15 protein-coding genes, 1 tRNA gene and 1 pseudogene are annotated in these 12779 nt (G+C 61.6%); 9 read left to right on the top strand and 8 right to left on the bottom strand.

Going from position 1 to position 12779, the window contains the following annotated elements; all coding sequences use genetic code 11:
• Positions 1 to 76: 76 nt before the first annotated feature.
• Positions 77 to 1570, bottom strand: coding sequence for an FAD-dependent oxidoreductase (locus M1E05_RS17960; RefSeq protein WP_461163774.1), 1494 nt, complete (start codon positions 1568 to 1570; stop codon positions 77 to 79).
• 121 nt (positions 1571 to 1691) lie between these two features.
• On the opposite strand from M1E05_RS17960, the gene M1E05_RS17955 reads away from it, so the two are divergent.
• Positions 1692 to 2219 (top strand): DUF4383 domain-containing protein, encoded by a 528-nt coding sequence (locus M1E05_RS17955; protein ID WP_461163773.1) that lies wholly within the window; start codon positions 1692 to 1694, stop codon positions 2217 to 2219.
• A gap of 43 nt (positions 2220 to 2262) precedes the next feature.
• Here the strand turns inward: M1E05_RS17955 and M1E05_RS17950 are convergent, their stop codons facing one another.
• From M1E05_RS17950 to M1E05_RS17935, 4 genes are all read right to left on the bottom strand, one after another.
• Positions 2263 to 2892 (bottom strand): DUF4232 domain-containing protein, encoded by a 630-nt coding sequence (locus M1E05_RS17950; protein ID WP_461163772.1) that lies wholly within the window; start codon positions 2890 to 2892, stop codon positions 2263 to 2265.
• A gap of 100 nt (positions 2893 to 2992) precedes the next feature.
• Complete coding sequence (locus tag M1E05_RS17945) at positions 2993 to 3748, bottom strand: YcnI family copper-binding membrane protein (RefSeq protein WP_461163771.1); 756 nt, start codon at positions 3746 to 3748, stop codon at positions 2993 to 2995.
• Between the two features lie 114 nt (positions 3749 to 3862).
• Positions 3863 to 4516, bottom strand: a complete 654-nt coding sequence (locus tag M1E05_RS17940) for a hypothetical protein (RefSeq protein ID WP_461163770.1) — start codon at positions 4514 to 4516, stop codon at positions 3863 to 3865.
• Positions 4517 to 4560: 44 nt separating this feature from the next.
• Positions 4561 to 5148, bottom strand: coding sequence for an SRPBCC family protein (locus M1E05_RS17935; RefSeq protein WP_461165281.1), 588 nt, complete (start codon positions 5146 to 5148; stop codon positions 4561 to 4563).
• 128 nt (positions 5149 to 5276) lie between these two features.
• Between M1E05_RS17935 and M1E05_RS17930 the strand changes: the two genes are divergently transcribed.
• Together M1E05_RS17930 and M1E05_RS17925 are read left to right on the top strand one after the other, a co-directional pair.
• A complete protein-coding gene (locus M1E05_RS17930) occupies positions 5277 to 5627 on the top strand; it encodes a hypothetical protein (protein WP_458113224.1) in 351 nt (116 codons plus the stop codon).
• 9 nt (positions 5628 to 5636) lie between these two features.
• Positions 5637 to 5777: a hypothetical protein gene (locus M1E05_RS17925; RefSeq protein WP_309109113.1), complete on the top strand. Its 141-nt coding sequence runs from the start codon at positions 5637 to 5639 to the stop codon at positions 5775 to 5777.
• A 22-nt stretch (positions 5778 to 5799) separates the two neighbouring features.
• Here the strand turns inward: M1E05_RS17925 and M1E05_RS17920 are convergent, their stop codons facing one another.
• Positions 5800 to 5931 carry a hypothetical protein gene (locus M1E05_RS17920; protein ID WP_281507219.1) on the bottom strand — a complete coding sequence of 44 codons (132 nt, stop codon included), beginning with the start codon at positions 5929 to 5931 and terminating at the stop codon, positions 5800 to 5802.
• A gap of 264 nt (positions 5932 to 6195) precedes the next feature.
• Between M1E05_RS17920 and M1E05_RS17915 the strand changes: the two genes are divergently transcribed.
• Entirely contained in the window at positions 6196 to 6348 is a 153-nt protein-coding gene (locus M1E05_RS17915) for a hypothetical protein (protein WP_461163769.1), read from the top strand.
• Positions 6349 to 7054: 706 nt separating this feature from the next.
• A complete protein-coding gene (locus tag M1E05_RS17910; RefSeq protein ID WP_461163768.1) occupies positions 7055 to 7438 on the top strand; it encodes a hypothetical protein in 384 nt (127 codons plus the stop codon).
• 490 nt (positions 7439 to 7928) lie between these two features.
• On the opposite strand, the gene M1E05_RS17905 is transcribed toward M1E05_RS17910, so the two are convergent.
• On the bottom strand, positions 7929 to 8435 hold the full coding sequence (locus M1E05_RS17905) for a hypothetical protein (protein ID WP_461163767.1): 507 nt from the start codon (positions 8433 to 8435) through the stop codon (positions 7929 to 7931).
• Positions 8436 to 9697: 1262 nt separating this feature from the next.
• On the opposite strand from M1E05_RS17905, the pseudogene M1E05_RS17900 reads away from it, so the two are divergent.
• Positions 9698 to 9886 (top strand): annotated as a pseudogene (locus tag M1E05_RS17900) (tyrosine-type recombinase/integrase); the annotation flags it as partial.
• Positions 9887 to 9983: 97 nt separating this feature from the next.
• On the opposite strand, the gene M1E05_RS17895 reads toward M1E05_RS17900, so the two are convergent.
• Positions 9984 to 10073 (bottom strand) — tRNA-Ser (locus M1E05_RS17895).
• 106 nt (positions 10074 to 10179) lie between these two features.
• Here M1E05_RS17895 and M1E05_RS17890 point away from each other — a divergent pair.
• From M1E05_RS17890 to M1E05_RS17880, 3 genes are read left to right on the top strand one after another with little or no spacing between them, the layout of a single operon-like run.
• Entirely contained in the window at positions 10180 to 11214 is a 1035-nt protein-coding gene (locus tag M1E05_RS17890; protein WP_461163766.1) for a zinc-dependent alcohol dehydrogenase, read from the top strand.
• Positions 11215 to 11216: 2 nt separating this feature from the next.
• A complete protein-coding gene (locus tag M1E05_RS17885; RefSeq protein WP_458113230.1) occupies positions 11217 to 11615 on the top strand; it encodes a 6-pyruvoyl trahydropterin synthase family protein in 399 nt (132 codons plus the stop codon).
• Between the two features lie 4 nt (positions 11616 to 11619).
• A complete protein-coding gene (locus M1E05_RS17880) occupies positions 11620 to 12771 on the top strand; it encodes a glycosyltransferase family 4 protein (RefSeq protein ID WP_461163765.1) in 1152 nt (383 codons plus the stop codon).
• Positions 12772 to 12779: the final 8 nt, after the last annotated feature.

Here is a 12779-nt window from a genome sequence, read left to right as displayed (position 1 = left end):
TCTCCCGATTCCCCTGCTCGGCTTCCTGACCCTCCATTTCTCCATCATGCCTTAAGGCACTGACAGGAATGCCAGGTCAATCAAGCTTTGCCAAAGGATGCGTAGCTGGACCTTCAAGCACGTCGCCCTCGTTGGTAAAACGTGAACCGTGCAGCGGGCAATCCCAAGATTTTTCGGCGTCGTTCCAGCGCACAATGCCACCCAGGTGCGTGCACACCGCAGAAAGCTTGCACGCGCTGCCGCTCACCGTGGAGGTCGCGATCGGCTTGCGGCCCTGCCGGGACACCACTCCCATTCCTTCGGCTGGAACCTGGCTGGTTTCGTCGAGCCGTTTGAGCCCGACTTTGCTCCAGTCCTTGAAAACAGTCGCAGCGACGTCGGCATTAAGGGACGCGGCTGATGCGGCACCGGGGGGAGAAGTAACCCTGTGGTGGATGGTGTCGGCCCAGGGAATCTGGCCGCCAAGGATATCCGCCGATATTCCCAAGGCCGCCGCAACAGCATTCGTCATACCCCATTTGTTGTAGCCTGTGCCAAGGAAAATCCTGCCGCTGCCCCGGGGCATCTTGCCGAAGAAGGGCATCAGGTTCACTGGCTGATAGTCCTGGGCAGACCAGGTATGCGTTGTTTCCGCTCCCGGATAGTGGCCTTGGGCCCACTCCACGAGTCCGTCCAGGTGCGCCTTGGCGGACTGCATGCGGCCACCAGCGTGGCCGTTTCCGCCGACCAGGAGAAGCCGCTCGCCATCGAGAGGGTAATCGCGCAAGGAGCGTGTGGGCTGCTCAACGGAGATATACATGCCGTTGGGCGGTGTCATCGATCCGGGCAGCCGGAGGGCCGCTGCGTAGGAGCGCCCCGGCTTGAGTTTGGCGAAGTAGAGCCCCCGGTCCAGAACCGGCGTACCCGTGGCCAGAACCAGTTCCTCGGCCCGGATCTTTCCGCGGGTGGTTTCGATGTCGAGTGGCCCCGTGCCCTGGGCCCCTGTCAGCCGGACGCCCGAGACAATTTTTCCGCCGTGCCTCCGGACATCAGCGATCAACGTATCCAACACGTCGATGGGGTGAATCTGTGCCTGATCGGCCAAAGCAACTGCACCCCTGACGGGATACGGAAGGCCGGGATCCTTGGTGTAGTCCACGTCCAGGCCGGCAGCAAGAGCGACTGTGAATTCCTCGCGCAGTTTCTCGACCCCATCAAGGGTTGCTGCATAGGTGTAGGCGTCCCTGGTCTGGTAAGGCACGTTGTTCGAGTCCAAATACCGCAGGAGCCAGGCCTGGCCTTCGCGGTTGGCTTCTACGTAGGCATCGACGAGCTTTTGGGAGTATTGGCCCCGAAGCTGGGATAGCACAGTGCCTTGCAGGAGGGTTACTTTCGCCGTCGTATTTCCCGTGGTGACCGCGCCCGGAGTGCGTGCCTCCAGGACGACAACGTTTTTCCCGGATCGGGCCAGAAGGAGCGCGGTGACGAGGCCGGTCAGTCCGGCGCCTGCAATTGCCGTGTCATAGGAAGTTCCCGGCAGAAACTCGTCGCTTTTGAAAGTGTCCGGGCGGTCCAGCCACAGTGAAGTCATCGGTTCACGCCTGCCTCTCGGCTCGTGCCCCGATTTCCTTCAGCGGGGCGTCGGAAGATTTCATAAGTATACTTACCATGTACCTGTGAAGGAACAGCCGCCAAGGAGCAGGAGCGCAACCATGAACGCAGTCCACGTTTCCGGCCGGAGCACAAGCAAGCGGACTGCGCTTCAGAAATCCGCTCTGGCTGCTGGTATCTTATTTGTCCTGATGGGAGGCTTGGGGTTCGTTCCCGGGATCACCAGCGGCACTGACACGATGGCGTTCTGGGGGCATCATTCCGGCGCGCTGCTCTTCGGTGTCTTCCAGGTTTCAGTGCTGCACAACCTGGTGCACCTTGCCACAGGAGTTGTTGGATTGTTTATGGCGCGGCTGGCCATGCAGGCCCGTACCTTCCTCATCGGCGCGGGAGTGGCTTATCTGGTGTTGTGGATTTTCGGGCTGATCATTCCCCATGACTCCCCCCTCAACGTGGTGCCGTTCAGCAGCGCCGATAATTGGCTGCATGTGGCATTCGGCCTGGGCTTGATCGGGTTGGGCGTGGCTTTTGCCCGCGATGCTGTGAGTCCGCCGAAAACGGCAGACGCTTCGGTAGACGCTTCCGCCGACGCCATATCTGACGCCTCCCCTGGCGATTCAACCGCCTGATGAACCGGCCAACTCCAGCTCAAATACCGGTAAGGGGAGGGTGCTACTGGGCCCGGAAGGCTCCCACACTGAGCAACGTGACCGCGGCATTGCTGCACGCATCTGTGGGCTGTGGGATAAAAAGGGAGGCCTTGTCTTCGGGAGGATAAATCCGGTAGCCGGCTGCCGGCGTGAGCGTGCAGTCCTGGAAATTTCCGGCCTGGGAATAGCGCAAAGGCGCCGTTCCCGCTGCACCCGGCGCCAGCACGACGTCGGCTGCCGGCGTGGACTCGTCCCTTGTGGCCGGCGCCCCGATCGGCTCGCCACCCGCGTCCGCCGTCAGCGAGACGCCGGGAAAACCCCGAAGCATGCAAGGGGATGAGCCCGAATTGGTGAGCATCAGCTGCATATTGATGCTGCCGGCTGCCCCTCCGCCTGATGAATCGGTGCTGGCCGTGAGGTTCGAGGCCTGGCACAGCGGCGTTCCCCCCGCCGTGAGCGTCGACGGCGCCGGGGGACTGCTGCTGGGAGTGGACGTTTCGCTCGGAACAGCCGATGAGGAGGCGCTGGAGGGGGAAGCCGCCGGGGTTGTTTGCTGCGACTGCGGTTGGCTGGGACCGCACGCCGTCAGAAGTAGAGCGGCCCCCGCCGCCGTCATGACTGCAGACACAATGCTGATTCTCTGAGACCTCATGGCTACACCTTTACGGTAGAGGCCCTGCGAGTCAACGATGCCACGACGACAGCGGGGGATTGACGCCCGGATTGTAATTCCAGGCATCGAACTGATACTGCTAGCTCGAAGGATCTGCAGACTGGAGAGAATCTTTCTTGGTGCCCCGGCTGCGTATGAAGGCTACGCCGCCCAAGGCAAGTCCTCCCACGCCGGCGGCCAGGCCGGCCCAGCTCCTCGCTTCCGCACCCTGATCGGTGGCGGAGTCAACGGCGGCGGCGGAGGTGCCGGAATGCTGTTCGCTGGCATGGGATCCCGCTGCTTGCGGGGAGCCATCCGAAATGGTCACCGAGGGAGCGGGTGCCTCAAGTGAATGCGGGTCCTGGCCGTCCTTGGGGATTTCAGCCCAGTCCGTCTGGCCCACCTGACAGTTCTGAAGCGTCGGAAAGTAGAGAGTTGTGCCGGCAGCGTCAGGAAGCTTGACGGACAACACCAAGGCGTCCCGCAGTTTCGCGTCCAGAGGTGCCTTGGCGGTGTAAACGATTTTGCTGGTGCGCTTGGTGATGGTGGCCCCATCGGCAGTTTTCTTCGGCGAGGCCAGCTCCTCTTCAACCTTTTCAATTGTCCAGTTGGGATTCACGGTGGGCTGGGCGTCGTTGAGTTCCTGAGGCAGGGTGATGGTCACCTTGGTGGTTCCTGAGGTGTCGCAGCCGTGCGGGATGCCGAACGTGAGGAGGGCGTACGAATTGGCGGTGGTCTTGTCCGGGCTGATACCCACATGGGCAGACGCCCCCGCGGAACCCGCCATCATCAGGGCCGCTGTTCCGGCAATGGCACCGGTCACTGAGATGGCGCGGGGAAGGATGGACTTGTTCATGGAAATGCCTTTCGGGGTGCGCGCCCATTCGGGGCGCACTGAAGTGAGGGAAGGAACCCGTCACTTGACGCGGGCGATGGAAAGGAGCGCGGGAGTCGGCAGTGCCGGGTTGAGTCAGGAAAGTACGACGGCGGCGGGCGGTCCGCGTCGGCAGTCTTGCCTGAGGTTCCGCCAGGGAAGGGGAGTGAAGTCCCTATCGGGACTGACGACGGCGGGTAGCGTCCCGCCGTCGAGCGTCAGCGGAGACGGTAACTGAACGAGCGGGCGGAGCCAGGTTGCCAGGAACCACAGCGCTGCCTCGCCCCGGGCAAGTAACGTGGCGCAGACGAGGGTGGCCACCACGTGGCCTGTCAGCATCAGCGCCGCTAAGGGGGAATCAACCTGGTGCGCATGCCCGGCGCTCTGGGCAGCAGCCTCCGTCAACGAGAACCCGGCCTCATTAGCAAAGCCCGCCTGGCCTCGGGCGTGATGACTTTCCCTAACCACCGAAGCCGCCCCTGATGGCGGAACGCTGAGTGCGGTGAAGACCTCATGGAGGGCCAATTGCCCTGTACCAAGGACTGCTGTCATGGCCGGTAGCCTGAGTTGCCGCCTGGTGGCCAGCGTTGAGGCCAGGCCGGTCATGGCCAGGATTGCCCCCATGATTCCGGCTCCGGGAAGGGAACCGCCGCCGAGGATGTGGGCAAGGGCGGCGAGCAGCACCATGGTGGCAGCGACGGTGGTAGAGCGCAGCAGATGGAAGGGGATCCGGGCGGACACGGGTGCCACGGAAACCTCCTCACGGCTCATTGGCTGGACACGTGATTTCGATTCTAGCCGGATTTCGAGAAGCGGAAAGTTGCTGCCGGGGGAGGGGGAACATCATCCAAGGTACCTGCCTCGGCGTGGCGGCGGCGCCGCAATTCCAGGGTCAGGCTTTCCTCGCCACGTGCCATGGCCCACCGGTGGTTCGCGCTGAAGACAGGTTTTAACAGCCAGCCCAGCCGCCGAAGCAGTGGCTTTTCGGCGCTGACCTGCCAACGGTATGTGACAACAGTTTCGGGCCCGTCCTGGCTAAAGGACCATCGGCCGGTTCCTGTCAGGTCACCGGTGGCGCTGAGGGCAAAACCTTCCCGGGTTGCAGGTCCTTCAGGGGTCATTGTCCAGCGGAGGGTATAGGGGAGCCATCCCTTGGTGTGCAGATGGTATCTCTGCCCGGCGCCGGTGGGATCGCCGTCGCCGTCTTGCCCTGGGTCTCCTTCTGCAGAATCGCCTCCAGTGGAAGGCTCGGGAACGACGCTGAGGTAGACGGAGGGCCACCAGAACGGCAAGGATCCGGCATCGGTCAGGATCGCGAGGACTTCGTCCACGGTTCCGGGGACGCGCCACACGGTGAAAAAATCGTAGTCATTGCCAGGCATCGCAATCATCGCGCCCTTCTGGTCGTCGATTCAGGGAGTGGATCGTGGAGTCCTCCAGCCCTATCTCCCATCCATGCCCTTTTACTAGACTGCACGCATAAGCCGCTACCTAGCTCTAGGAGAAAAACATGGACTATCTCGGGACCGGCAATGAAAGGGCCCTTCCTGCCGCGGAGTTGAACCGCATGCATATTGGCCAAACTGTCAGTTTCCAACCAGACGAGTTCACGGTGGTTTTCGGCCGTATCGGAGCGATCGCCCGTAAGGAAGGTGGGGTGACTATTGCTTTGGAGGGGGTCGACGGCGCCGGGGGACTACCGTCCCACTACAGCCTGCCGCCGTCGCAAAATGTCTACCTGCAGCCTGACATGCTGACGAATACTGAATCCACCATCAAGGATCTGTTCGGCAAGGTCCAGGAAAACCTGCGCGGCCATAAGGGAGACCAGAGGCCGGACGCCGAGCCTCCGAACGTATAAAGTGTTGCGGTGAAACTAATTGGCGTGATCCGTTCCAAAGAAACCAGCACCATCGAGGTGGAGGCTGACTCCATTCATGAAGGTCGGGAAGAACTCGAGGCTAAAGTGCCCGAGGGCTACGAACTGCTCCTGATCAAGACCGAAAACTGAGCTTTCCGGTCCTTCGCTCGCATCAGCCGTTGTCTGAATACGACAATCCAGGTTCGGGGCCGTCTTCAGCCTCTACCCATTCGGTGAAGTCCTTGAGCGACATGCACCAGTAGTAATCGCAGTAACGTAGCTTCTCTTTCTCGGCTTTACTCATTTCCGCACTCCCCCCGGAGTAGCACCAGGTGCGAAAGTGGCTCTCTCACTAATCCTGGTGGAAGCCAGCGGTGCTGGCTTCCACTCCCAGTGAACTCCGGAGTCCTCAGTGCCACACGAGTAAGACGTACTCGACTTTGACCTCCCCTTAGCGCGGGGTGGCACCCCTGTACTTGCTTCTCCAAGAACCAACTACGCGGTGCCCTGCCGGGGCTGTGGAGTACGCACTGAGATGATCGTTAGTCACTCCTTTCGAAGGAACTTCATGCGCTTTTCGCCCGTCACGGACAGCAAGGGCAACCAGCTGGTCAACGATGGAGGCGAACCTGTCACCACTGACGAAAGTCATGGCCGGCTCACCAACAGTGGCTTGGGCGGCGTCCGCTGCAGCCAGGGTCTTGTCTGTATGGGCACATAAACCGCAAGCGAAAACGAGTGCCCGGCATCGCCGTCGGGCGCCACCAGCCCGTACTCCTCAAGTGGATCACTCAGCGTCAGGAGTCCTGACCCGAAATCCAGGACGGCATGGGCAGTTCGTTGTGTGCCTCCCGCTGACCGCCTCGAGGATGACGACAGTATCCTCCGTCTTCTGAACTCGCGGAGCGGGTAAACGTCACGCTGCGTTCACTCGGACTACCTCGCACTTTTCGCGGAGCTACAAGAAAGTGATCGGGGAAACGCCACGTGAAACCCGCGAGCGGGGTACGGAGGAACGCCGGGACAAGACCGGCGAAAATGTCAGCGTGGACTGACTTGCAGCGGGCCCGGCCGCGCAGGGGTCATCACATCCCAATCGGAGCGGCCCAATCGCCAGACCCACCACCCCGCGTGTCGAACTTACCGCAGCGGCTGCATCGCCTGTAACGGCCGCCATCTTCATTGCTTTCTATGTGCCAGGCATGACGTAAATTCAGCTTGCACATCAGGGTCTTGAGCATAATTGCTCTCCGTTCCAAGGGGCACATCAAACACGTAAGCCGTGTTCATTACGTAGCCAATTCCCAGTTTATGCCCGGCTTTTGGTAGCCACTAGAGAAAATTCCCCGCTTACCCGGACAAGCCTGGCTAGGAGACTAAGGTCTGAGTAGTGGCAGGGGTAGCAGTGCGAACCGGCAGGGGGAAACGTGGAGCAGGCCAAGGGTAACCAGATTTCGTTCCGTGAACTGGACCAGAATGGGAATCCGCTGGATCAGGAAACAGCAACCTCGGGCATGGACTCATCCGGCACGGAGGGGAGGGAACCCAAAAGGGTTTTCGTTAATCCGTTCATCGTCGTCCTCTGGGCGCTTGCCTGTTTCCTGGTAGTTGGCGGCGTGTGGGTCCATATGGATGTCACGTCGCCTCCCGATGGCCCCTTCGGCCCTGATGGCGTCTATGGTCCGGTTACCGAAATGCCCATGACATATGTACTGATGAACTTCACGCCCTACGCGGTATTGAGCGGCACGCTGGCAATCATCGGACTGCTTTTCTGGCATGCAGTGCAGTGGCAGCGCAATAAGCAGTAGCGAGTTGAAGGCCTTCGGGCGCCGCCATTTCGGATCGGGGCATGCGCCTGGGGGTCAGTGCTTGGAGGTACACGGCCCTTGTCTCCCGAAAGAAGGCAAGATAGCCCGTCATCCCTGCCGGCCACTCGTGCTGACGGGCCCAAGCGAAACGCGCAGCCGCGCTGCAGGAGTTCCTCGAAGAGCGGACGCACGAACCAGGCGTACCGGGTGACTGCTGAACGGATAGCAGCCGGGCGAAGTATCCGACGAGGTCTGACTAGTCGTTTACTGCTCTCTGTCTGCGGGTAAGGACTTAGTACCACTGACACGGTTGGGGTGTTGGTGGTAGGCGGCTCGTTCAGTCCGTTGGGGGGGTGGCGAGCCGCCGCCTGAGTCATAGCAGGGGCTCTGGGTTGTGCCCCCAGCCGTGGTTTTGTAGCTGGGGGCACTTAATCCGCAATGTTCCGCCCTAGGGTTACGCCGGACCGCAAAGAGGCTCGATTCGGCGCCTTTAGTCCACTTCCGGACGAGGTTTAGAAGACAGATCCCAACTGTCTGGATCCAGATCTAGCACTCCTTTACTCACGAGCTGCCCCCGAGTTGTCGACGTAACCGATGATCGACCCACGGCAGCGTCGATCCTTTCATGGACCAATGTGTTCCAGTTCGTGTACTCGAACCAGTCCTTATCCAAAAGGGCGAGTGCCCAATTGAGTAGATCTAGTGAGGTTCGGACTTCCTCGACGCCCACCGTGTACTCCACAACGTCACCGCTGCGGGGATCACATGCGCTGTGGAGAGGAGCCCAGTGCACCTCGTCCGGATCCCTCATGTCACCACCTAATGAGGGGCCAGGATTCTGGTTGTCGTCAGCGGGAGGATGATTTGCCTGCCAGTTCCTCCGCTCGTCCTTCACCCGGTAGGCATCAGTGACGCTGATCCACAAGTATCCTTCGCGGTCTTTAATGTCTTTGCCGCATTCGCCACACTGGTAGGTGAAGCGGATCGGGTCTGGCATTTTGTTTGGTTCCCTTCGGTGCCTTCGAGGAGAGGCTTGAGGAAATAATAAGCCTACTTCTTATTCCGGCAAAAATCCGGGCGGAAGAATTGCCTCCACCCCTTGCTACAGGAGGTAGGGGCAATTAATGTTGGTCCCCTAACAGGGGGTAGCGGATATGGTGAAACCTGCATTGTTCGGTGTCAGTTCCGGTGCCGGCTGGGTGAACGAGTCAGCAACAGTCACCCGTAGCGGAGATATGTACCTAGTAGAAGGTCACATAGATGGGAGGCCCGCATCAATCCTCGTCCACCCATCCACCGACCCCACCGTCGCAGCCATCCGTGATGCACTATCTAACGTCGCCATCGAAGGGCCGGGCAGCTGACAGCCCGGTCATTAATTGCGATCAGGCAGGGGCGCCAACAAGGGGAACCCGGCGTTGAGTGAGAGCGCGCTCGTGACGGTGACGAGTGAGTCCTGTCCTGAGACGGGGTTCTTCTTGTCTCTCGGCCCGGGGATGCCCACGGCAACGCCGTTCTTCAGTACCCTGCCCTGGACCTGCACGGCGGCGGATGCGGCGATGTAGACGGTGCCCTTCGCGGCAGGTCACAGTCCGGGCGCTGTCCGATCCTCCGGCACGATGGAATCAACCAGCAGAATGTCCGCGGTAGAGACGTCATCAGGAACCGAACATCATCTTCACGGACAAGGGTGACCTGCTTGCGGTGGTCCGCTCCGACAATGCCTCGGCGCACTTCACGGCACGGTCAACGGACTGCAGCGCAACATGGACCTTAAAACTCCCCGCCCGGCACGTATGGGAATGGATGCGTGCCGAGACTCCCCTTGTGGCCAGCCGGGATGGAATGAAGCGGTACGCCTTCTTCGGTGACGCTTGGCCAGAATGGCGGCGACAAGAGTTCAGTGAAGAAATTCGCCAGTGGTCCGAGATAGCGACAAACGTGGATCCGAGAAGGCGCGCCAGGAGGCGCAAGAGTCCTTCGAGGCTCTGCGGGGCGCCCTGGAGCGGGGCACCAGGAAGCGCGGCCCCCAATGTCCAGGATTGAGCCTTACGAGACGAATCAGGGCAGGGGCTACTTTGGTTATCCGGTCCTACGGGATACTGGCCGCGATCCTGGACGACGCCGTGAGCAACAGGCGGACACTGAGCAATCCTGCTCGGGGTATTTCCGGATGAGCACGGGCATTACCTGCAGGCTGCGCGGGTGCACGAGGACAACATGAGCTGGTTTGCTTACGCGATCAAGCGGGCGGACGTCCCTCGAATCACTCCCCACAACTTGCGGCACTCGGCAGCCAGCTATGCAGTACCGGCCGGCGCTAACGTGAAGGTGGTCCAGAAGATGCTGGGCCACAGCTCTGCGGCAATGACGCTGGACACTTACGCGGATCTCTTTGACGGGGATCTGGACGCCGTTTCGGACGCCCTAGATGACGCCGTTTCACTGTCGAATGTGGGCAAAAATGTGGGCAAACCCATAATTCAGGCAAAGCAAAAGGCCCCTGCTTTCCTTGTAAACAAAGGGAAGCAGGGGCCTCGCTATTTGGCGGTGACGGTGGGATTTGAACCCACGTTGGCTTTGACACCAAACAACATTTCGAGTGTTGCACCTTCGGCCGCTCGGACACGTCACCAACCCATACAGGTTACCGGAGCAGGGCGCCCATCCCCAAAACGGCGGCACGCGCAGGGCCAGGGTGCTTCCCCGAGTGAGCCAGCGAGACTACATTCATAAGCAAGATGATCATTTCAGAGACGCCGCAAAAAGCCACCGCCTATTGGACCGTCGGCCCGTGCAAGGGGGAACTCCGGACAGAGGACCTTCCGCAACCGGCAGAGGGGGAGGCGCTGGTGCGGTCCCTCTATTCCGGCATCAGCAAGGGCACCGAAATGGTGGTGCATTCAGCGAGAGTACCGGAATCCATCGAGGACCGGATGGCCGCTCCGCATCAGGAAGGCCATTTTCCGTCCCCCGTGAAATTCGGCTACCTGTCCGTCGGGATGGTGGAACAGGGCCCCGCAGAGCTGGAAGGCAAGACCGTTTTTTGCCTCTACCCGCACCAGGACCGCTACGTTGTCCCTGCCCATGAGCTCACCATCGTCCCGGACAATGTCCCAGCGAGGCGGGCAGTGCTGACGGGCACCGTAGAAACAGCAGTCAACGCCTTGTGGGAGGCGGGGCCGAGGCTGGGAGACCGGATCGCCGTCGTCGGGGCGGGACTCGTGGGAGGCATGGTAGCCACACTCCTGCGGAACTTTCCGCTTCAGCGGCTGCAGCTCATCGACGTCGACCCCTCCAAGCGCGGCTTCGCCGCAGCACTGGGCATAGATTTCAGCCATCCCGACGACGCCTTGGCCGACTGCGACATCGTGTTCCACTGCTCCGCCTCCCAGGAAGGACTGGAGCGTTGCCTGAAACTGGCAGGGGACGAGGGCGAAATCATCGAGATGTCCTGGTACGCCGACCGAAAAGTTTCCGTTCCCCTGGGCGAAGACTTCCACGCCCGGCGCCTGTCCATCCGCGCCAGCCAGGTAGGAGTCGTGGCCCGCTCGCGCCGCCACCGACGCAGTACCTCGGACCGGTTGGATCTGGCCGTCTCGCTGCTGAGCGATCCCGTTTTTGACCATTTCCTGACCGGAACGTCCAACTTCGAGGACCTTCCCGGGGTGGTGGACAGGCTTTCAGAAGGAACCCTGGACGCCCTGTGCCACGTCCTCGACTACTCCACCGGAAGCAACTCCACCGGAAGCAACTCCACCGAAAGCAAGAGGTAACCGTGTTCAGCCTGACCGTCCGGAATCATTTCATGATCGCCCACAGCCTTCCGGGAGAGGTTTTCGGTCCTGCCCAGGGGCTACACGGGGCAACGTTCGTCGCAGAGGTGACGTTCCGCCGTCGGAAGCTCAATGAAAACGCGATTGTCCTGGACATCGGTGAGGCGGGCGACGTCCTCAGTGGAGTTCTGGAGGGGCTCAACTACCGCAACCTCGACGAGCACCCTGACTTTGCCGGTGAATTGAGCACCACCGAGGCCCTGGCACAGTACATAGCCGACGCCGTGGCCGCCAAAATCCGGGACGGTGCGGACGGGCGGGAACTTGCAGGTATCGAGGTGACCCTGCGCGAAACGCCTGATGCCTGGGCCGGCTACTCTCTGGACTTCGAGGCGGAGTAGTTCCGTGCCTGCGTCCCAGCCCGCGGCCTCTCCCAAGCCCAGGAGACGGATCCAGCTGGTGGTGCCCGGAAACGTCCTCCACAACTCGGGCGGCAACGTCTACAACGCAGCGCTCACCGAGAGGCTGATCGCCCGCGGGGCAGAGGTGGACACTTACCGGGTCGACGGTGAGTGGCCAATCGGCAGCGAGGAGGACCGACGGCGGTTCGGCTCGCTGCTGTCGGAACTCGCGGCAGAGGATCCTACGGCGGTGACCATCGTGGATGGACTGGTTGCCTCCGGAGCGCCGGAGGAAATGGAGCGTGCAGCAGCTGACGGGCGGCCCGTCTGGGTACTGCTTCACATGCCGCTGGAGACGCCGGAAGTGGAAGGTCCCGCCTTGGAACGCCGCGCCCTTGCGGCCGCAGCCGGAGTGATGACCACAAGTTCTTCTGTGGCTGCCCTGGTCAAGGAACGGCATGGGATCGACGGCGTGACCGCTGCCCTGCCCGGCACGAAGCCCGCGCCGCTTGCCGTGGGTTCCAACCCGCCCCATCTCATTGCCGTTGCTGCCTTGCTGCCCAACAAGGACCAGCTGATCCTGCTGGGCGCCCTTGCCCAGCTGGTGGACCTGCCGTGGACAGCCTCACTGATCGGCTCGGATTCGGCGGACGAAGAGTACGGGCACGAGGTGCGTGCCGCCGTCGAACGCCTTGGCCTTGGTTCACGCGTCCGGCTGGCGGGGGAGTTGGGCGGCGAGGAGTTCGACGCCGAATGGAAGGCGGCAGACTTGAGCTTCCTGGTGTCCCGTTCGGAAGCCTATGGACTGGTGGTCCCTGAATCCCTCGCCCACGGGCTCCCCGTCATAGTCCGGGCCGGGACGGGAGCAGTGGAGGCGCTGCACGCCGGGTCAAACCAAGGGAATGACGAGGAATCCTGGGGCGAAGGAGAGCGCGGGACCTTCCCTGGCACCGCCGTCGGGCTCGACACCGATCCCACGCCGCTGGCGGGGGTTCTCCGGAGCTGGTTGACGGATCCAGGGCTTCGCGCACAGTGGCGGAAGGCAGCGCTGGCCGCAAGGGAGCGGCTTCCCGGTTGGGAGGACACCGCGCGGACGGTACTGGCGACTCTGGATGGAAACGCCGTGCAGTGGCAGACGATGAGCAGCCAGCGATGAAAGCCGGG

The sequence above is a fragment of the Arthrobacter sp. R4-81 genome (assembly GCF_054792365.1).
The sequence above is the reverse complement of the archived record's forward strand: the minus strand, read 5'-3'. Positions and strand labels throughout refer to the sequence as shown.